The organism is Klebsiella sp. H-Nf2, from assembly GCF_002806645.1.
Lineage (GTDB): Bacteria > Pseudomonadota > Gammaproteobacteria > Enterobacterales > Enterobacteriaceae > Klebsiella > Klebsiella variicola.
The window spans coordinates 41,158-61,020 of sequence record NZ_PIBL01000019.1 but is presented as its reverse complement, the minus strand read 5'-3'; the positions used below and the strand labels follow the sequence as shown (position 1 = coordinate 61,020).

General features: G+C 57.0%; 23 protein-coding genes. 4 read left to right on the top strand and 19 right to left on the bottom strand.

Annotated elements, in window-relative coordinates; genetic code table 11:
* Nucleotides 1-136 precede the first annotated feature (136 nt).
* Nucleotides 137-1,096, top strand: coding sequence for a L,D-transpeptidase LdtC (ldtC, locus tag CWM58_RS26715; RefSeq protein ID WP_061155068.1), 960 nt, complete (start codon nucleotides 137-139; stop codon nucleotides 1,094-1,096).
* 128 nt (nucleotides 1,097-1,224) lie between these two features.
* On the opposite strand, the gene bhsA is transcribed toward ldtC, so the two are convergent.
* Nucleotides 1,225-1,482, bottom strand: a complete 258-nt coding sequence (bhsA, locus tag CWM58_RS26710) for a multiple stress resistance protein BhsA (protein WP_022065354.1) — start codon at nucleotides 1,480-1,482, stop codon at nucleotides 1,225-1,227.
* 133 nt (nucleotides 1,483-1,615) lie between these two features.
* On the opposite strand from bhsA, the gene CWM58_RS28965 reads away from it, so the two are divergent.
* Both CWM58_RS28965 and CWM58_RS26705 read left to right on the top strand, forming a co-directional pair.
* Nucleotides 1,616-1,735, top strand: coding sequence for a hypothetical protein (locus CWM58_RS28965; RefSeq protein WP_162677765.1), 120 nt, complete (start codon nucleotides 1,616-1,618; stop codon nucleotides 1,733-1,735).
* On the top strand, nucleotides 1,732-2,367 hold the full coding sequence (locus tag CWM58_RS26705) for a TetR/AcrR family transcriptional regulator (RefSeq protein ID WP_074386326.1): 636 nt from the start codon (nucleotides 1,732-1,734) through the stop codon (nucleotides 2,365-2,367). The genes CWM58_RS28965 and CWM58_RS26705 overlap by 4 nt, the downstream gene beginning before the upstream one ends.
* 52 nt (nucleotides 2,368-2,419) lie before the next feature.
* Here CWM58_RS26705 and CWM58_RS28960 read toward each other — a convergent pair whose 3' ends face one another.
* The gene (locus CWM58_RS28960) at nucleotides 2,420-2,542 is read right to left on the bottom strand and encodes a hypothetical protein (protein WP_165784190.1); all 123 of its coding nucleotides are present in this window, start codon (nucleotides 2,540-2,542) and stop codon (nucleotides 2,420-2,422) included.
* A gap of 69 nt (nucleotides 2,543-2,611) precedes the next feature.
* Here CWM58_RS28960 and CWM58_RS26700 point away from each other — a divergent pair, with 69 nt between their 5' ends.
* Nucleotides 2,612-4,801: a TonB-dependent siderophore receptor gene (locus CWM58_RS26700; protein WP_061155070.1), complete on the top strand. Its 2,190-nt coding sequence runs from the start codon at nucleotides 2,612-2,614 to the stop codon at nucleotides 4,799-4,801.
* Nucleotides 4,802-4,858: 57 nt separating this feature from the next.
* Here the strand turns inward: CWM58_RS26700 and CWM58_RS26695 are convergent, their stop codons facing one another.
* The 17 genes from CWM58_RS26695 to fabG all read right to left on the bottom strand — a co-directional run bounded on the left by CWM58_RS26695 (nucleotide 4,859) and on the right by fabG (nucleotide 19,857).
* Nucleotides 4,859-5,398 (bottom strand): glycine zipper 2TM domain-containing protein, encoded by a 540-nt coding sequence (locus CWM58_RS26695; RefSeq protein WP_008805999.1) that lies wholly within the window; start codon nucleotides 5,396-5,398, stop codon nucleotides 4,859-4,861.
* Between the two features lie 193 nt (nucleotides 5,399-5,591).
* Nucleotides 5,592-6,896, bottom strand: coding sequence for an NAD(P)/FAD-dependent oxidoreductase (locus CWM58_RS26690; RefSeq protein WP_008805997.1), 1,305 nt, complete (start codon nucleotides 6,894-6,896; stop codon nucleotides 5,592-5,594).
* A 244-nt stretch (nucleotides 6,897-7,140) separates the two neighbouring features.
* Nucleotides 7,141-7,683 (bottom strand): alpha/beta hydrolase YcfP, encoded by a 543-nt coding sequence (gene ycfP / locus CWM58_RS26685; RefSeq protein WP_002900775.1) that lies wholly within the window; start codon nucleotides 7,681-7,683, stop codon nucleotides 7,141-7,143.
* A gap of 35 nt (nucleotides 7,684-7,718) precedes the next feature.
* Nucleotides 7,719-8,729, bottom strand: a complete 1,011-nt coding sequence (gene nagZ, locus CWM58_RS26680; protein ID WP_165785858.1) for a beta-N-acetylhexosaminidase — start codon at nucleotides 8,727-8,729, stop codon at nucleotides 7,719-7,721.
* 23 nt (nucleotides 8,730-8,752) lie between these two features.
* Nucleotides 8,753-9,580, bottom strand: a complete 828-nt coding sequence (thiK, locus tag CWM58_RS26675) for a thiamine kinase (protein WP_100682164.1) — start codon at nucleotides 9,578-9,580, stop codon at nucleotides 8,753-8,755.
* On the bottom strand, nucleotides 9,561-10,199 hold the full coding sequence (gene lpoB / locus CWM58_RS26670) for a penicillin-binding protein activator LpoB (RefSeq protein ID WP_162678317.1): 639 nt from the start codon (nucleotides 10,197-10,199) through the stop codon (nucleotides 9,561-9,563). The genes thiK and lpoB overlap by 20 nt, the downstream gene beginning before the upstream one ends.
* A 21-nt stretch (nucleotides 10,200-10,220) precedes the next feature.
* Nucleotides 10,221-10,595: a YcfL family protein gene (locus CWM58_RS26665; protein ID WP_002900683.1), complete on the bottom strand. Its 375-nt coding sequence runs from the start codon at nucleotides 10,593-10,595 to the stop codon at nucleotides 10,221-10,223.
* Nucleotides 10,596-10,599: 4 nt separating this feature from the next.
* Complete coding sequence (hinT, locus tag CWM58_RS26660) at nucleotides 10,600-10,956, bottom strand: purine nucleoside phosphoramidase (RefSeq protein WP_004204571.1); 357 nt, start codon at nucleotides 10,954-10,956, stop codon at nucleotides 10,600-10,602.
* 261 nt (nucleotides 10,957-11,217) lie between these two features.
* Nucleotides 11,218-12,651: a PTS glucose transporter subunit IIBC gene (ptsG, locus tag CWM58_RS26650; RefSeq protein ID WP_008805993.1), complete on the bottom strand. Its 1,434-nt coding sequence runs from the start codon at nucleotides 12,649-12,651 to the stop codon at nucleotides 11,218-11,220.
* A gap of 296 nt (nucleotides 12,652-12,947) precedes the next feature.
* Nucleotides 12,948-13,742: a metal-dependent hydrolase gene (locus CWM58_RS26645; RefSeq protein ID WP_100682163.1), complete on the bottom strand. Its 795-nt coding sequence runs from the start codon at nucleotides 13,740-13,742 to the stop codon at nucleotides 12,948-12,950.
* A 10-nt stretch (nucleotides 13,743-13,752) separates the two neighbouring features.
* Nucleotides 13,753-14,757 (bottom strand): DNA polymerase III subunit delta', encoded by a 1,005-nt coding sequence (gene holB, locus CWM58_RS26640; RefSeq protein WP_100682162.1) that lies wholly within the window; start codon nucleotides 14,755-14,757, stop codon nucleotides 13,753-13,755.
* On the bottom strand, nucleotides 14,754-15,395 hold the full coding sequence (tmk, locus tag CWM58_RS26635; protein WP_008805990.1) for a dTMP kinase: 642 nt from the start codon (nucleotides 15,393-15,395) through the stop codon (nucleotides 14,754-14,756). Before tmk ends, holB begins: the two co-directional genes overlap by 4 nt.
* Entirely contained in the window at nucleotides 15,385-16,407 is a 1,023-nt protein-coding gene (gene yceG, locus CWM58_RS26630) for a cell division protein YceG (RefSeq protein ID WP_100682161.1), read from the bottom strand. The genes tmk and yceG overlap by 11 nt, the downstream gene beginning before the upstream one ends.
* Nucleotide 16,408: 1 nt before the next feature.
* Entirely contained in the window at nucleotides 16,409-17,218 is an 810-nt protein-coding gene (gene pabC / locus CWM58_RS26625) for an aminodeoxychorismate lyase (RefSeq protein ID WP_100682160.1), read from the bottom strand.
* A gap of 126 nt (nucleotides 17,219-17,344) precedes the next feature.
* Complete coding sequence (fabF, locus tag CWM58_RS26620; RefSeq protein ID WP_061155078.1) at nucleotides 17,345-18,586, bottom strand: beta-ketoacyl-ACP synthase II; 1,242 nt, start codon at nucleotides 18,584-18,586, stop codon at nucleotides 17,345-17,347.
* A gap of 89 nt (nucleotides 18,587-18,675) precedes the next feature.
* Nucleotides 18,676-18,912, bottom strand: a complete 237-nt coding sequence (gene acpP / locus CWM58_RS26615) for an acyl carrier protein (RefSeq protein WP_000103754.1) — start codon at nucleotides 18,910-18,912, stop codon at nucleotides 18,676-18,678.
* A 210-nt stretch (nucleotides 18,913-19,122) separates the two neighbouring features.
* Nucleotides 19,123-19,857: a 3-oxoacyl-ACP reductase FabG gene (fabG, locus tag CWM58_RS26610; RefSeq protein WP_002899294.1), complete on the bottom strand. Its 735-nt coding sequence runs from the start codon at nucleotides 19,855-19,857 to the stop codon at nucleotides 19,123-19,125.
* Nucleotides 19,858-19,863 lie beyond the last annotated feature (6 nt).

Sequence of the window (19,863 nt, the reverse complement as noted above, 5' to 3'; positions counted from 1 at the left end):
TATCTCCCTTCCTACATACCTGGCAATCTTTACAAACATTTTGCAATCCGCCTGGATTTCCCCACACAGACTCACGCCATAATCTCATCTGCTTTTCATATAAAAATAACCACTTATATATTTTGGAGTTATGGTAATGAGAAACCGTTTCCCCGTTACGCTCTGGCTGGCGCTGGTCGCGCTGGTCGCCGCGCTGGCACTGCCCGCGCGCGCCAACACCTGGCCCCTTCCCCCACCGGGCAGCCGGCTGGTAGGTCAGAATACGTTCCATGTGGTGCAGGATAACGGCGGTTCGCTGGAGGCGATTGCCAAAAAGTACAATGTCGGCTTTCTGGCCCTGCTGCAGGCCAATCCCGGGGTTGACCCCTATGTTCCCCGCGCCGGCAGCGTGCTGACCATCCCCCTGCAGACGCTGCTGCCCGATGCGCCGCGCGAAGGGCTGGTGATTAACCTCGCCGAACTGCGTCTTTACTATTACCCGCCGGGCAAGAATGAAGTGACCGTCTACCCGATCGGCATCGGCCAGCTGGGTGGAACCACCATCACACCGACGATGGTCACGACCGTGTCCGACAAGCGGGCCAATCCGACCTGGACGCCAACCGCTAACATTCGCGCCCGCTACAAGGCAATGGGGATTGAGCTGCCGGCGGTGGTGCCAGCCGGTCCTGACAACCCGATGGGCCATCACGCCATCCGCCTCGCCGCCTATGGCGGAGTCTATCTCCTGCACGGCACCAATGCCGATTTCGGCATTGGCATGCGCGTCAGCTCCGGCTGCATTCGTCTGCGCGACAATGATATTAAGGCGCTGTACAACGCCATCTCGCCAGGCACTAAGGTGAATATTATCAACACGCCAATCAAGGCGTCGGTAGAGCCGGATGGTCGCCGTCTGGTTGAGGTCCATCAGCCGCTGTCTGAGCATATCGACGACGACCCGCAGACCCTGCCCATTACGCTTAACGCGGCTATGACTGAGTTCAAACAGGCGCCGCAGACCGACGGGACGGTGATGGAGCGTGCGATGAATTACCGCTCGGGTATGCCCATTGACGTCACCCGTCATTTCGCGCCAGGCCCGCAGTCGATGTAGTCTCATGTTGCAGAAAACAAAAAACCCGCCTGATGGCGGGTTTTTTGTTGGCAAGGGTCAAACAGGGGTACAACAGGGTCTTACTCATCGCTGTCCGGTGAAGGGGGCCGGGCAGCGACGCATCGGGCTTACTTGTAGATAACGGCGGTACCGTGAAGGGTATTCGGACCGGTTACCGAAGTAATACGGAATGAGGTGGCGCCCATCTCTTCTGCTTTCTGTGCCAGCTGGTCTTCCAGCGAGCCCAGGTTGGTCCCGGCAGAAGCAGAGATGGTGCCTACCTTATGCTGACCCGCTGGGGTGGACTGCACCTCAACAGCGGCAAAGCTGGCGAAAGAGAGTGAGCTAAGAACGGCGGCAATAGCCAGAGTATTAACGGTTTTCATGATTATTATACCTGTGCAGATGAATTTTTTAGTAGGGTCGTAAGTATTAACTTAACGATCGATAGGTAAATAGTAATGTGATCTACATCACACGTCAACGCATTTTTATAACGATCGTTTAACTATTTATAAAATGCTTAAATTTCATACTCATATGAATTATTTATTTTTAAACCAACAGCGCTGGCCCCGGAGATCGTTTATTTTTATAATGGCCTTTCACCAAACCAACATAGGTACAACGGCATCATGACAACTGACGTTCAAAGTTGCGCCAAAAAAAGCCGTGGCCGACCGAAGGTGTTCGACAGGGATGCGGCGCTGGACAAAGCCATGACACTCTTCTGGCAGCACGGCTATGAGGCGACCTCGCTCGCCGATCTGGTCGAGGCGACAGGAGCAAAAGCCCCCACCCTGTATGCGGAATTTGTGAATAAAGAAGGACTGTTCCGCGCAGTGTTGGATCGTTACATTTCGCGCTTTGCCGCGAAGCATGAAGCGGTGCTGTTTGCCGAGGGGAAACCCGTCGACGGTGCGTTGCGGGATTACTTCACGGCGGTCGCCACCTGCTTTACCAGCAAAGAGACGCCGGCTGGCTGTTTTATCATTAATACCTCCGCCGCGCTGGCCGCCTCCTCGACAGATATCGCCAATACCATCAAGTCACGCCATGCGATGCAGGAGCAGGCGCTGACCCAGTTTCTGCAGCAGCGGCAAGCGCAGGGCGAACTGCCCGCAGGCCGCGATGTCGCGCAGCTGGCGCAGTTTTTAAACTGTGTACTGCAGGGCATGTCGATTAGCGCACGGGAAGGCGCGGATTTCGATAAGCTGATGCAAATCACCGATACCACCTTCCGTCTCTGGCCGCAGCTCCTCGAGTCCTGATGCGCCCCGCTTCCGGCGGTATTCTGCCGCCGGATCCGCCCTCCAGTTCGCTTTACCCACACAAAACAGATTGATTTCTATTGTCTTTCCCCGCAAAAGATAAACGCAAATGATATTGATTGCGATATTCATTATGTGCAAAATCCTTTTTTGAGTTTTTCCAGATGTTTCGCATTGTAACTAATGCCGACCCGGCGTCGGCCTATAACAACGACAAAGCAACTTGCTCATAAAAGGAATGGATATGAAAAAGCGCCTCTGGGTGCTCCACCCTCTGCTGCTGGTCAGCACGCTGCCTGCGCTGGCGGCTCAGTCTGATGAAGACAGCATCATCGTTAGCGCAAACCGCACCCATCGCACCGTGGCCGAAATGGCCCAAACCACCTGGGTCATTGAGGGCCAGGAGATTGAGCAGCAGGTCCAGGGCGGGAAAGAGTTCAAAGACGTGCTGGCGCAGTTGATCCCAGGCATCGATGTGAGCAGCCAGGGGCGCACCAATTACGGGATGAACATGCGCGGGCGCGCCATCGTCGTGCTGATCGACGGCGTCCGGCTCAATTCCTCACGCACCGACAGTCGCCAGCTCGACGCCATCGACCCATTCAACATCGAACATATCGAAGTGATCTCCGGGGCGACCTCGCTGTATGGCGGAGGCAGTACCGGCGGGCTTATCAACATCGTCACCAAGAAAGGGCAACAGGATCGCCAGGTCGATCTCGAGGTGGGTAGCAAGAGCGGGTTTGCGAACAGTAACGATCATGATGAGCGCATCGCAGCGGCCGTCAGCGGCGGGACAGACCATGCATCCGGGCGCTTATCGGTGGCCTATCAGCGTTTCGGCGGCTGGTACGATGGCAATAATGATGCGCTGATCCTCGATAACACGCAAACGGGGCTCCAGCACTCTGACCGCCTCGACGTCATGGGGACGGGGACGATTGAGATCGATGACAACCGCCAGCTACAGCTTGTCACCCAGTATTATAAAAGCCAGGGCGATGATGACTACGGCCTGTGGCTCGGGAAGAACATGTCCGCGGTCACCAGCGGCGGCAAAGCGTACACCACCGACGGGCTCAATTCCGACCGTATCCCCGGCACCGAACGCCACCTGATCAGCCTCCAGTACTCCGATGCCGACTTCTTCGGCCAGAATCTGGTGAGCCAGGTGTACTATCGCGATGAGTCCCTCACCTTCTATCCGTTCCCAACGCTCACGAAAGGCCAGGTCAGTAGCTTCTCCTCGTCGCAGCAGGATACCGATCAGTATGGGGCAAAGCTGACCCTCAACAGTCAGCCGCTGGCAGGATGGGATCTCACCTGGGGTCTCGACGCCGATCATGAGACCTTCAATGCCAACCAGATGTTCTTCGATCTGCAGCAATCGCTGGCGTCCGGCGGGCTGCACAACGAATCGATCTACACCACCGGCCGCTACCCGGGATACAGCATCTCCAACGTCGCGCCGTTCCTGCAGTCCAGCTACGATCTGAACGATATCTTTACCCTCAGCGGCGGGGTTCGCTACCAGTGGACCGAAAATCGGGTTGACGACTTTGTCGGCTACGCCCAGCAACAGGATATCGCCAACGGGAAAGCGCGCTCCGCCGACGCCATCAAAGGTGGCAAAACTGACTACGATAACTTCCTGTTTAACGCCGGGATCGTGGCGCATCTGACCGAGCGTCAGCAGACCTGGTTTAACTTCTCGCAGGGCGTCGAGCTACCGGACCCTGGCAAATACTACGGTATCGGTAAATATGGCGCGGCGGTCAATGGTCATCTGCCACTGATTTCCAGCGTCAATGTCGGTGACTCGCCGCTGCAGGGAATCAAAGTTAATTCGTATGAGCTGGGCTGGCGCTACACCGGCGATAACCTGCGCACCCAGCTGGCGGCGTATTACTCGACGTCAGATAAGACCATCGTCGTCAACCGCACCGACATGACCATTGACGTTCAGTCCGACAAACGGCGTATTTATGGCGTTGAGGGGGCGGTCGATTACTTTATTCCAGACAGCGACTGGAGCGTCGGCGGCAACTTCAACGTGCTGAAATCGCAGGTGCAAACCGACGGCCGCTGGCAAAAATGGGACGTCACCCTCGCCTCACCGTCCAAAGCCACCGCCTGGGTGGGCTGGGCACCGGATCCGTGGAGCCTGCGCGTGCAGAGCCAGCAGGTGTTTGACCTCAGCGACGCCGCCGGCAACAAGCTGGAAGGCTATAACACCGTTGATTTTATTGGCAGTTACGCGCTGCCGGTGGGGAAACTGACCTTCAGTATCGAAAACCTGCTTAATGAGGACTATGTCACCATCTGGGGCCAGCGGGCGCCGCTGCTCTACAGCCCGACCTACGGCAGTTCATCGCTGTACGAATACAAAGGCCGTGGCCGTACCTTCGGTCTGAATTACGCGTTAACCTTCTGATAAAAAAAGCCCCTCAGCCTGAGCGATTGAGGGGCTAATCAATAAACAAATCTGTTTTTAGATTTTGTTGTTCAGTACCAGCTGGCCATTGTTGTCCAACGGGATCTGGCTGCCAGGATTGTGATCCATACGGATTTTCCCCTGCTGATCGCCTATCTTATAGGTCACATCATAGCCCAGCATTTTATCGGATTTGTCATACACCGTTTTACAGCGCTGCTGGGTGGTGGTGTAGGTATCGTTGTCCTGCATCGCCCCCTGGAGCTGGTTGCCGGCATAGCCACCGCCCAGCGCCCCCACGACCGTCGCTACACTACGTCCGCGACCGCCACCAAACTGGTGGCCAATCACCCCACCCGCCACCGCGCCCAGTACCGAACCGGCGATGCGGTTTTCATCCTGGACCGGACGACGATGGGTCACCGTGACATTGCGGCATTCCTGACGCGGCGTTTTCACGGTTTCTTTAATCGGTGTACTGGAGACCACTTGCGCATACTGCGGGCCGCGATCTAACACGTTGAGACCAGCGACAGCTGCAACGCCCAGCGCGGCAGCCACGCCTATCCCTATACCCGCCAACATAGATTTATTCACGGGAGATCCTCCTTTGTTGCTGTTGATACAATTTTGCAACCGGACCCGGGAAGGCGCAAATCAGATAGCGGATGAAAAGTGCGAGAATTCGCAGCAAATCAAAGGGATTCAGAGGATTCTGAGCGGGATCGCCGCCGTTTCAGCAGACGAGCCCAGAGGCACCGCCAGGGTGCGCTCCGGGTAGAGACAACGATTAGTGCAGCTTAAGGCGCGGGCGAATGATGCGGTTGATGCGCCCGACCAGCATCATCAGGCCGGTCTTAAAGTAGCCGTGCAGGGCGATCTGGTGCATACGGTACAGGGAAATGTACACGAAGCGCGCAATGCGCCCTTCCACCATCATCGAGCCGCGCATCAGGTTACCCATCAGGCTGCCGACGGTGGAGTAATTAGACAGCGACACCAGCGAGCCATGGTCTTTATAGGTGTACGCCTTCAGCGGTTTGCCTTTCATCTGCGCCAGGATGTTGTTCAGCGCGCAGGTAGCCATCTGGTGCGCTGCCTGGGCACGCGGAGGGACAAAGCCGCCTTCCGGACGCGCACAGGAGGCGCAGTCGCCGATGGCGAAAATATCCGCGTCGCGGGTGGTCTGCAGCGTCGGCTCGACCACCAGCTGATTGATACGGTTGGTTTCCAGGCCGCCGATCTCTTTCATGAAATCTGGCGCTTTGATCCCGGCCGCCCAGACCATCAGATCCGCCTCAATATATTCGCCATCTTTGGTGTGCAGACCGCCCGCATCCGCGCTGGTGACCATGGTCTGCGTCAGCACCCGTACGCCCAGCTTGGTCAGCTCATTATGCGCCGCCCCGGAAATGCGCGGCGGCAGTGCCGGCAGAATACGCTCGCCCGCCTCGACCAGCGTGACGTTCAGCGCTTCGTTAGTCAGCCCTTTGTAGCCGTAGCTGTGCAGCTGTTTCACCGCATTATGCAGTTCAGCGGAGAGCTCCACGCCGGTAGCACCGCCGCCGACAATGGCGATGTTCACTTTACCGTTGGCACCCAAATTGGCGGAGTATTTGAGGAACAGGTTGAGCATTTCCTGATGGAAACGACGCGCCTGATGCGGGTTGTCGAGGAAAATGCAGTTCTCTTTCACGCCAGGGGTATTGAAGTCATTCGAGGTACTGCCCAGCGCCATCACCAGCGTGTCGTACGGCAGTTTACGCTCAGCCACCAACAGCTCGCCTTTTTCATTGCGCAGCTCGCCGAGGGTGATGGTCTTCCCTTCGCGGTTGATATCGACCACCGAACCCAGCTGGAACTGGAAACCGTGGTTGCGGGCATGGGCCAGATAGCTCAGCGCATCGACACCTTCATCCAGAGAACCGGTCGCCACTTCATGCAGCAGCGGCTTCCACAGATGGCTGTGGTTACGGTCCACCAGGGTGATTTTCGCTTTTTTATGGCGCCCTAACTTTTTCCCCAGCTGAGTTGCCAGTTCCAGTCCGCCAGCGCCGCCACCCACAATTACGATTTTTTTCAATGGCGTAGTCATGTGTACCCCTAAAATTATTAACCAATTGTTAAATAAAAGTTATGATAATAGCCTTTATTTAACAACAGGTTACGTCAATGAAACCATTCAGCACCGTCGAGAATACCATGAACGGTGCATTGGTCATACCAAAATTGATATGCATCAAGTTTTGTCGCGTATTTTTTCAGCGAAACCAATAAGTGTAGGCATAAAAAAACCCGCGCGGTGAACACGGCGCGGGTTTGGCGACAGGGGAAAAGGCTTAACCGAGGGTTTTAAACGCTTTCAGCCGCTGCAGGTGCGGCGAGATGTTTTTAAACTTATGGGTCTGCTCTTCATCCCAGATTATTTCATAATAATGGTGCAGGAGGTCGGCGGAACGCTGGCTGTCCAACGCTTCGTCCTGCCGGGAGAGCACCACCAGGCAGCGATCGCGATTCTTCTCACGGAAGTTGGTCACACACTTGGTGGCGATGTCAGCATACTCTTCCGGGCGGTCGATTTTGCCTTCCATGTTCTCATGCGGAAACAGGTTTGGATTGAACACCGCCTGGCGGATATCGCACAGAAAACCAATCCGCTCCGCCCAGTATCCGCCAAGGCCGACGCCGCAGATCAGCGGCCGGTCATCGGCGGTAAGCTGCAGCATTTTATCGACCTCTTTCAGCAAATGCTGCATGTCGTGCTTGGGGTGACGCGTACTGTAGCTAATCAACCGCACGTCCGGGTCGATAAACTGCAGCTGCATCACCTTCTCATGGTTACCGGGGCTGTTCGAGTCAAAACCGTGTAAATAGATAATCATCGCATCCTCACCAGACAACAACGCCCCACAGAGCGTTACGCGGACTTCGCCTCTTGCCAGCGCGCATGAAGCTGCTCCAGCTGGGCACTCACCGTTTTCCAACGGGCTGAATCCCTTAACTCCTGACGGGAAAAGGAACCTTTATGATACAATTTCGTAACACGCTCTGCTTTGATCGGCGACAGGTTATCCAGCACACTGACCGCGCCTTTACGATTATTGCAGACCAGTATCATATCGCAACCGGCGTCGAGCGACGCCTGACCGCGTTCGGCATAGCTGCCCATGATCGCCGCCCCTTCCATCGACAGATCGTCGGAGAAAATCACTCCGTCGAAGCCCAGCTCGCCGCGCAGCACCGTTTTTAACCAGTACGCTGAGCCGCTGGCCGGACGCGGGTCGAGCTCCGGGTAAATCACATGCGCAGGCATAATGGCATCCAGACGCTGTTCGGCGATGAGGCTTTTGAACACCGCCATATCGTGGTCGCGAATAACCGACGCCGGCCGCGGATCGAACGGAGTCTCTTTATGTGAATCGGCGGTCACCGCCCCGTGTCCCGGGAAATGTTTGCCGGTGGTTTTCATGCCCGCCGCGTGCATGCCGTCAATGAAGTGACGCGCTATCGCCAGCGCTTTTTGCGGATCTGCATGATAGGAACGTTCGCCGATCGCGGCACTGATATGGCCCACGTCCAGCACCGGCGCAAAGCTGATATCAATATCCATGGCGATCATTTCGCTGGCCATCAGCCAGCCGGCCTCAGCGGCCAGTTTGCCCCCCTCTTCCATTCCCAGCAGGGCGGCAAAAGACTGGGCTGCCGGTAAACGGGTAAAGCCTTCACGGAAACGCTGAACACGCCCCCCTTCCTGATCCACCGCCACCACCAGATGGTTCCGGGAGGCGTCGCGGATCTGGCGCACCAGCTCCCGTAGCTGCGCCGGATCATGATAATTACGGGTAAAGAGGATCAATCCTCCCACCAGCGGATGCGCCAGAATCTCTCGCTCTTCCGCATCCAGTTCATACCCTTCGACATCCAACATGACTGGGCCCACACTGACCTCTCTTATCCTTTACGTTCGTTGTCTAACTGACACCATATTTCATCTGCCAGCGTGATAAATTGCCGATCGCCGCTCTGCCGCCAGCGCATTTCATACCACCCCGCCATCAGCAGCAAGACCCACGGGCGCCAGCGTGCAACCTGCCGCCAAAGCTGCTGCGCGTCGATGGCCGCCCGCCGGGCATAGGCCGCCACCAGCTGGCGGCGCTGGTGAGGGGAAATCCACACCGCGGCCAGCTCCAGCGCGATATCGCCATCGCCGGCATATTCCCAGTCGATCAGCCTCAGGCCGGATTCGCTGTGGATAATATTGCCGGCATGGACGTCCATATGCAGCGGCGCCAGCCGCAGAGGACGGGGCTCGCCCTGGCGGCGCAGCCGCTGATGCCAGCGCAGCCAGCGCGGCGTGCGTCGTGCCGGATCGCACGTCTGCCAGTACTGGGCCAGCAGCGGTGCGAGGGTAACACGCCAGCCGAATCGCGGTTGCTGATGCACGTCATACAATAAGTCTGACAGCATCGGGCAGGCCGGTAACTCACTTTTCACCTCCCCCGCGCAATATTCCACCACCATCCAGCAGGGTGAGTAAAACAGCGGGGCTGGCGCCAGCCTGGCAGGCAGTTGGCGGAGCGCGCGATACTGACGGCGGAAATAACAGGAAGCGGCTGACGGGTCGTGCGGCTGACGCAGCACGTGCCGCCGGTCGCCGTCGCTGATAATCACACTGCCGCCGCTGAGGCCATTCTGGCTCAGCGAGGCGACAGGATGATAACGGGGGAAGAAGCGCGACAAGAGCTCATCGCGCGTCAGCTTATTGTTGCTGAACAGCACCTTTACCTGACCAGATAATCTCGCCGGTTTGCACCAGCATCAACTGCATCTTCAGTTCAGGCGCGTTGACGTTGCCGGTGGCATTGGAGTAAAGCACATACTGCGCGCCCACGTTGCGGGCGATACCCATGGCTTTGCTGCGGCTGCCGAGGCTGTCCTGCGGCGACAGGCCCAGCTGCTGTTTGGCGACCCCCAGCTGCTGCGCCGAGACCAGCGTAAACTTGCCGTTGCCGGCCAGCGCATTACGCAGCGCGGTAGTGGCTTCTCCCGCATTCAGCGTACCGTTGGTGCGGTTGTTCACGCTGTCAACCAGCAGAATGCTGCCCGCATTGACGCCGCTGGCCTGCAGCATCTGCCCCACCAGCGGCTGGACCGCGCCGTTCCAGTCATAATGACGCACGCGCGGCGCCGGCTGGCCCGACTGCTGATCCTGATGCTCAATGGGCCCCGGCTGCGACGGTACGGCAGGAACCGCCGGCACAGTCGGCACCGTTGGCTGCGGCTGCGCAGGCTGCTGCGGCTGCGGTTTGGCCTCTTCGACCGGCGCAGGCTTCTCACGTAACCCCGCACAACCTGCGAGGAATATCGCCAGTGCTGTGATTAACGCATAGCGACACATTTTCATCATTATAATTACCCCTTACAGATAAAGATAAAGGCGGGCCTTATGCGCCCCCAGGATATTGGCGCTACCATACAATGTCACCGAAGAGCGTGCCGGGACCACGATGGTGCGCGGCGCGTCCAGCGGGTGCATCTCCAGACCTCGGGCGTCATACCAGAAAAAACGATAATGCACGGTGACCGGCTGCTGGCGCTCGTTATACAGCGTTGAGGAGGCAGTGGCCTGGATCTCCGTCGCCACCACGGCAGGCTCGCTGGCGCTGATCCCGGCCGCCAGCACGCTCGATTCCATCACCAGCGCCTGCTGGTCAGAAACCGGGATCTCCGGATGTGAACTACACCCGGCCAGCAGTCCCGCCGCCAGGCAGGCGCCCAAAAGGGTCCTGAGCATGGCCTTAGCCTTTATGCGCCAGCATCGGGCCCAGCGGACGACCGCCCAGCAGATGCATGTGGATATGGTAAACTTCCTGGCCGCCATGGCGGTTGCAATTAACGATCAAACGGTAGCCATCGTCGGCAAGACCTTCATCGCGGGCGATCTTCGCCGCGACGGTCATCATCCGGCCCAGCGCCAGCTCATGTTCGGTGGTGACGTCATTCACGGTAGGAATCAGAACATTCGGGACAATCAGAATGTGGGTGGGCGCCTGCGGGGAGATGTCGCGAAAAGCGGTCACAAGCTCATCCTGATAGACAATATCCGACGGGATCTCCCGGCGAATGATTTTGCTGAAAATCGTTTCTTCTGCCATGACTGATTCCTTATTAGTTTTATCCCATACGCTGGCCTGCTTCTGCAGATAAACGCGGACGCACAGGTTCAGATAAGAGTATGAGCGACATCCTCCCTCTCTTTCAACCTGAAAGCAGTTTTTCTTATTCAACTATAGACTTAGCTGCTGAGGGATTAAGCATTTGCCGGACAATCTCCAGGGTTATCGCCTCAGAAAACCTCACCTCGTAACGTAAAAAAGGCAGCCAATAGGCTGCCTTAGTCTCCCCGATACTACGTCTTAACTGTTACGGATGTACTCATCCATTTCAGTTTTCAGGTTATCGGACTTGGTACCGAAGATGGCCTGTACGCCAGAACCTGCCACTACCACGCCAGCGGCGCCCAGTTTTTTCAGGCCAGCCTGGTCAACTTTCGCTACATCCGCCACGCTAACACGCAGACGAGTAATACATGCGTCGAGGTTGGTGATGTTCTCTTTACCGCCGAAAGCGGCGATCAGAGCCGGAGCCATCTCGCTGGTTGCGCCAGCTTTGCTCTCTTCGGTGGTATCTTCACGACCCGGTGTTTTCAGATCCAGGGCTTTAATCAGCACGCGGAAAATGACGTAGTACACGATCGCATAGCAGATACCGACAATCGGGAACAGCCACAGCTTGCTGCTGTTACCGGACAGGACGATAAAGTCGATCAGGCCGTGGGAGAACGAGGTACCGTCACGCATACCCAGCAGGATACAGATCGGGAACGCCAGACCCGCCAGAATGGCATGGATAACGTACAGGATCGGCGCCACGAACATGAAGGAGAACTCGATCGGCTCGGTGATACCGGTCAGGAACGAGGTCAGCGCGGCGGAGATCATGATACCGCCCACTTTGGCGCGGTTTTCCGGTTTAGCAGAGTGCCAAATCGCGATAGCCGCTGCCGGCAGACCGTACATTTTGAACAGGAAGCCGCCAGACAGTTTGCCCGCGGTCGGGTCGCCTGCCATGTAGCGCGGGATATCGCCGTGGAACACCTGACCAGCCGCGTTGGTGTATTCGCCGATCTGCATCTGGAAAGGTACGTTCCAGATGTGGTGCAGACCAAACGGCACCAGGCAACGCTCGATGAAACCGTAGATGCCAAACGCTACCACTGGGTTCTGATAAGCAGCCCACTGGGAGAAGGTCTGGATCGCGGAACCGATCGGCGGCCAAATGAAGGAGAGGATCACGCCGGTGAAGATAGCGGCCAGACCAGAGATAATCGGTACAAAGCGCTTGCCCGCAAAGAAGCCCAGGTATTCTGGCAGCTTGATGCGATAGAAGCGGTTGAACATGTACGCGGCGATAGCACCGGAGATAATACCGCCAAGCACGCCGGTATCAGCCAGGTGTTTTGCCGCAATCTCTTCAGCAGGTAAATGCAGCACCAGCGGCGCAACAACCGCCATGGTTTTCACCATGATGCCGTAAGCCACGACTGCAGCCAGTGCGGATACACCGTCGTTATTAGTGAAGCCGAGGGCCACACCGATAGCGAAGATCAGCGGCATGTTGGCGAAAACTGAACCGCCTGCTTCTGCCATAACGTGGGAGACCACGGCTGGCAGCCAGCTGAAGTTTGCGGAACCGACGCCCAGCAGGATACCTGCGATAGGCAGTACGGATACCGGCAGCATCAGCGATTTACCGACCTTCTGCAGGTTAGCAAATGCATTCTTAAACATAATTGAGAGTGCTCCTGAGTATTTGGTACTTTTTTACGTTTTCACGCATTGGCCCGGGGGGAGAACCGTGCCGTGGACAGGACATCTAAGCGCCCTTTATTTATTACACAGAGTAAAATAATTAACGGGATGATTGTTTGACGGCTATCACGTTTCAATCAGCCTTCCGGTAAAAATTTACATCAGCTTACATAAGTTGTATCTGGATGTTGCCAAAAAACCTTCACCGCCACTTTTGTGGCGGTGAACTTTACTCGCTTTGGTTATTAATTACGAGCCTTAAAATAATAGGCAGATCAAGCAGGTTGCAAGCGGGCGGGGTCAATGTGGAACAGGGTGGCAAAATTGTCAGTGGTCTGCTGGGCCAGTTGCTCCAGCGACACACCTTTCAGCACCGCCATGTATTCCGCAACGTCACGGACCAGCGCCGGCTGGTTCTCTTTGCCGCGATGGGGGACTGGCGCCAGATACGGCGAATCGGTCTCCACCAGCAGACGATCCAGCGGAACATAGCGCGCTGCATCGCGTAGCTGCTCGGCGTTACGAAAAGTGACGATGCCGGAAAACGAGATATAGAACCCCATGTCGAGCAATTTACCCGCTGTCTCCCTGTCCTCAGTGAAACAGTGTAGTACGCCACCGCAATCCGTCACGTTTTCTTCGCGTAAAATGGCCAGGGTATCGGCGCGCGCGTCGCGAGTGTGGACGATCACCGGCTTATTCAGCTCGCGGCCAATGCGAATGTGGTCGCGAAATGAGGTTTGCTGCTGGGCTTTGGTTTCCGGGGTATAAAAATAATCCAGACCGGTCTCCCCCATCGCCACAACGCCCTCTTCCGCCGCCAGCGTGCGCAGCGTCTCCACATCGTAGGGTTCGTCCTGGTTTAACGGGTGCACGCCGCAGGAGAAGACGACGTTATCACGCGTCCCCACCAGCTCGCGCATACTGCGGTAGCCGGGCAACGTCGTGGCGACCGCCAGGCAGAATTTCACATCACGCGCGGCCGCTTTTGCCAGAACGTCGTCGACGTTTTTGTGCAGGGTTTGATAATCCAGACCATCAAGATGGCAGTGGGAGTCGACTAAAAACATAATGTCTCACTCAGAGGTGGGATACGGGTAAAACCGTCCCGGGTTGCAGGTAATGTTCCCAGCGCAGCAAGCGCTCGGTGAGCAGCAGTTCGCGGTTGACGCCGACGACGTTCAGCAATTGCTCGCGGCAGGTACAGACGTCATGGGCGATCGCCTGCAGGCGGGCGGCGGGCAGGCTGTGCGCCAGCTGCTCCAGCAGCGGCCAGACGTCCGGGTTACTTACCAGGGCAATCCCCTGCTGTCGTTTTTGCGCATCGACCAGCAGCGATGCCAGCCAGTGCAGGCGAACCGCCACCTGTTCATGATTGAGTATCGGCAGCAATGCCAGCCAGTCGCCGCTCGCCAGGGTGCTTGCCAGCGCCTGACACAGCTGCTGACGCGCCGTCCACTGCGGCTCCTGTAACAGTTCGAGCGCCGCGGCTGGCGCGCTGGCGCACAGACGCAACGCCGTCAGTAGCGCCTCCTGCGGCAGGCTCACCTCACGCTCCAGCCAGGCCAGAGCATAAGATTCCGTCGGCGGCGACAGGTGGTGCAGACGACAGCGGCTGCGCAGGGTCGTCAGCAGACGCGCCGGCTCCTGGCACGCGAGGAAGAACCAGGTATTCTCCGGCGGCTCTTCCAGCGTCTTCAGCAACGCGTTGGCGGCGGCATCTGTCAGTAAAGCGGCATCGCTAATCCACACCACTTTCGCCCCGCCCAGGCGCGCGCGCTCATAGAGCTTTTCGTTGACATCGCGCACCGCATCAATGCCCAGCGCACTCTTGCCCTTTTCAGGGGCCAGCGGATAGTAATCAGGATGCGTGCCGGCCTGCATTAGCTGGCAGCTGTGGCAATGGCCGCAGCTTTTATGCCCTTCGGGCTGGCGGCACATCAGGAAGCGGCACAGCGCGTAAATCAACGCCTCACCGCCCATTCCGCTCAGAGACTGTAACAGTAAGGCGTGGTGGCCTCGTCCGGCCTGATAGCTACCGACCAGTTGCTCGAACGACGGGCGCAACCACGGATACCATTTCATGCCGGTTGCTCCGCCATCCACTGGGCAATCGTGGCGCGAATGTCGCGAGCGACGGCGTCGAGCGGCTGGGTCGCGTCAACCGTGCGGATCGACGGGTCTGCAGCGGCCAGCTCAAGGTAGCGCGCACGGGTGCGATTGAAGAAGTTCATGGACTCCTGCTCAATGCGATCAAGCTCGCCGCGGGCCCGGGCGCGCTGCAGCCCCACCTCCGGCGTGACGTCGAGGTACAGGGTCAGATTGGGGCGGAAATCGCCGAGTACCGCATCGCGCAGCGTCGCCAGCATCGTACGGTCGATTCCCCGGCCGCCGCCCTGATAAGCCTGAGTCGACAGATCGTGACGATCGCCGATCACCCACTGGCCGCGGGCCAGCGCAGGCTTAATCACGGTCTCCACCAGCTGGACGCGCGCCGCGTAAAACATCAGCACTTCCGCTTTATCATTAATGACTTCATCACCCGTGGACTGGATATCCAGCACCAGGCTACGCAGTTTTTCGGCAAGGACAGTGCCCCCCGGCTCGCGGGTAAACACCATATCGTGAATACCTGCCGACTGCAGCGTCTCCACCACCAGTTGACGTGCGGTGGTCTTCCCGGCGCCCTCCAGCCCCTCGATGACGATATAGTTACTGCGCATTTTTTTCCTTAAGTACTTTCAAATAGTCCTGCACCGCACGGTTGTGACTGGCCAGGTTTGTGGTAAACGTATGGCCCCCTTTTCCGTCGGCGACAAAATAGAGATATGACGTTTTCGCCGGATGGGCGGCCGCCTTCAGCGATGCCTCGCCCGGCACTGCGATAGGACCAGGCGGCAGGCCGCTGATGGTATAGGTATTGTATGCGGTCGGCGTCTCGAGATCCTTACGCGTTAACTTACCAGTATACCCCTCGCCCATCCCGTAGATCACGGTCGGATCGGTCTGTAAGCGCATACCGATGCGGAGACGGTTGATAAATACCGACGCGACGCGGTCGCGCTCTTCCGCCACCGCGGTCTCTTTCTCAATAATCGAGGCCATGGTCAACAGCTGGTTCTGATCGGCATAGGGCAGATTCTCCATCCGTCCTTCCCAGATCTTCGCCACTTCCGCGACCATTTTCTGATGCGCACGCTTGAGGATGGCGATATCGCTGGTATTGGCGGTGTACATCCAGGTATCCGGCCAGAACCAGCCTTCCACCCAGTCAGCATGCTCAAGACCTAACGCCTTAGCCACCGTCGCGTAGCTATCATCATCGAGAGTGTGCTTCACGTACGGGGCATCACGCAGCTGGCGAAGGTAGTCGCTGACGCGCATGCCTTCGACAAAGCGCAGCGGAAACTGCGCCTCTTTACCGCTGGCCAGCAGCTGCAGCATCTCGCGTACCGTCATCTGCGGCGTGAAGCGATAGGTCCCGGCTTTGAAGTGAGACAGCTCAGGTTCCACCCGCAGCAGCCACTGGAAAACGCGGGGGCGATTGATTACCTTTTCGCGATAAAGATCCTGACCCAACGCCAGACGGCCGGTACCGGTCTCCAGGGTGAAGATGGTCTCTTCTTTAATCAGCAGCTTGCTGTCCGCCAGCTGGCGTACCTTCCACATGCCTGCCGCTGCAGCGATGCCCAGCACCACCACCAACAGCAGAATAAAACGTAACATTTTCTTCATACTAACCAGACAGCTCACACAAAGGGGCTAAAAAATGGTAAAGCTCGCGCGAGGACCAGACGGTCTCCTCCCAGCGACGAACCGGCACCAGCGGCATCAGCGCATTGCAGATCAGCACTTCATCGGCTTCCCGCAATGCCTCAGGACGCGCTGTCACTTCGACAACGCGAAATGTCGATGGTGCCAGCTGCGCGATACAGTGCTGCCGCATAATGCCGTTGACCCCGGCGTAATCGAGTCGCGGAGTAAATACATCCCGTCCCTGACGCCAGAATAAATTCGCGGCACAGCATTCCGTAAGCCACCCGTCACTGTCAAGGACCAGCGCCTCATCGGCGTCCGTCTGCTCAAGATGAGAGCGGATCAGCACCTGCTCAAGGCGATTAAGATGCTTCAGGCCGGCAAGCCAGGGGTTACGACCCAGGGGCACCGGGCTCTGGGTCAGAGTAATGCCCTCCTCCCGCCAGCGCGCATAATGCGCCGGGAATGGAGAGACACTGAGAATGCGGGTGGGCGACACGCAGCCCGCCGTACTGTATCCCCTACCCCCAACGCCGCGGGTGAGGATCACCTTCAACACGCCCTGCGCGTGCGGCCGCGCCAGACGCTGCATCTCTTCGCTCAGCGTCAGCCAGTCGTGAAATGGTATTTGTAATTTTTCACAGGTTGTCTGCAAACGCGCCAGATGAGCCGTCAGCAGCGCAACCTGCCCCTGCTGAATGCGGGCGGTAGTAAAACAGCCGTCGCCAAACTGGGTGGCGCGATCGTTCGCTGCCAGCGTGTCCTGTGCAACGCCATTTATCAAGAACATAAAGGACTCCTTTTCACTGGTCAGTCAGTGTCTCAGGACCCAGAGCAGAGGACAAGCGGAGAAAACTGAATAAAAAAAGGCCCGACAAACGGGCCTTTTGTTAAAGCAGTACCGGGGCAAGCCCTGTCACACTTTTTTGAAGATCAACGAACCGTTAGTGCCGCCAAAGCCGAAGGAGTTGCACAGGGTGTACTCCAAACCGGAAACCTGACGCGCTTCGTGCGGAACGAAGTCGAGGTCGCAGCCGTCATCCGGGTTATCGAGGTTGATCGTCGGCGGAACCGCTTGATCGCGCAGCGCCAGGATAGAGTAGATCGACTCTACCGCCCCTGCCGCGCCCAGAAGATGCCCGGTCATGGATTTGGTGGAGCTCACCATGACGCGGCTCGCCGCATCGCCGAAGACAGACTTAACCGCCTGCGCTTCCGCTTTATCGCCAGCCGGCGTCGAGGTGCCGTGGGCGTTGACGTAGCCAATCTGACCAGGTTCGATGCCCGCATCGCGAATGGCATTCACCATCGCCAGCGCGGCACCCGCGCCATCTTCCGGCGGTGACGTCATATGATAAGCATCGCTGCTCATCCCAAAGCCAACGATCTCGGCATAGATTTTCGCGCCGCGTTTTTTTGCATGCTCGTACTCTTCCAGCACCACCATGCCCGCGCCGTCGCCCAGCACAAAGCCGTCGCGATCTTTATCCCACGGACGGCTCGCCGCCTGCGGGTTGTCATTGCGCGTGGAGAGCGCACGCGCCGCGCCGAAGCCACCCACGCCAAGCGGGGTACTGGCTTTTTCCGCACCGCCTGCCACCATCGCATCGGCATCGCCATAGGCGATAATGCGCGCGGCCTGGCCAATGTTGTGCACGCCTGAAGTACACGCGGTCGCGATAGAGATACTTGGTCCACGCAGACCAAACATGATGGTCAGATGCCCGGCCACCATGTTAACAATTGTGGAAGGAACGAAGAATGGGCTGATCTTACGCGGTCCGCCGTTAACCAGCGAACTGTGGTTTTCTTCGATCAAGCCGAGACCGCCAATACCGGAGCCGATAGCGGCGCCAATACGGGTTGCATTCTCTTCCGTCACTTCAAGGCCAGAATCCTGCATGGCCTGAACGCCAGCGACAATTCCATATTGAATGAAGGCATCCATCTTGCGCTGTTCTTTGCGCGAGATGATGTCCTCACAGTTAAAATCCTTTACTAAGCCAGCAAATTTCGTTGCATAGGCGCTAGTATCGAAATGGTCGATCAGGCTGATGCCACTCTGACCGGCAAGGAGAGCTTTCCAGGTAGACTCTACGGTATTGCCGACAGGAGACAACATGCCCAGTCCGGTCACAACTACACGACGCTTAGACACGTTTGTCCTCCAGGGAGGGAAAATAGATTCTTGTGGGACAAAAAAAAGATAAAACTCAGGCGGTCGAATGACCGCCTGGAGATGTTCACTTACGCCTGGTGGCCGTTGATGTAATCAATGGCAGCCTGAACGGTGGTGATTTTCTCAGCTTCTTCGTCCGGAATCTCAGTATCAAACTCTTCTTCCAGAGCCATTACCAGCTCAACGGTGTCAAGAGAATCAGCGCCCAGGTCTTCAACGAAGGAAGCATTGTTGGTAACTTCTTCCTGCTTAACGCCCAGCTGCTCGCCGATAATTTTCTTAACGCGTTCTTCGATAGTGCTCATACTCTTAAATTTCCTATCAAAACTCGCTTTCGCGATGGTTTTCGTAGTGTATAAAATGTTGAAAAATTTGCAACTAAATCCCGGCAGGTCTTACCACGATTTTGCGCTATTTTGAGGCCGTTTGCCCTAAGAACGCAAATCTTTTCGCACAAAACCGCACAGGGAACCGTGCGAAGTGCGCGGTTCCTGAACGTTTTGCACAAATCTCGGTCAGACCATGTACATTCCGCCGTTAACGTGCAGCGTTTCACCAGTGATGTAACTTGCTTCGTCAGAGGCTAAAAATGCAACCGCGCTGGCGATTTCATTTGGGGTGCCAAGGCGCCCCGCAGGAACTGCCGCCAGCGTACCCGCACGCTGCTCATCGGTCAGCGCACGCGTCATGTCCGTTTCAATAAAGCCCGGAGCAACAACGTTTACAGTAATACCGCGTGACGCAACTTCACGCGCCAGTGATTTACTGAAGCCAATCAGACCCGCTTTCGCCGCAGCGTAGTTGGCCTGACCCGCATTTCCCATGGTACCAACCACAGAACCGATAGTGATAATACGTCCATGACGCTTTTTCATCATAGCGCGCATTACCGCTTTTGACAGACGGAAAACAGATGACAGGTTGGTTTCGATAATATCGTTCCACTCATCATCTTTCATGCGCATTAACAGGTTGTCGCGAGTGATCCCGGCATTATTCACCAGGATATCCACTTCGCCAAACTCTGCGCGCACATTTTCCAGAACAGATTCAATAGATGCCGGGTCGGTCACATTCAACATCAGACCTTTACCGTTGGCACCTAAGTAGTCGCTGATGGCCTGCGCGCCGCTTTCGCTGGTCGCAGTACCGATAACTTTCGCGCCACGAGCGACGAGCGTTTCAGCGATTGCACGGCCAATACCGCGGCTTGCACCGGTAACCAGCGCGATTTTTCCTTCAAAACTCATGGTTTT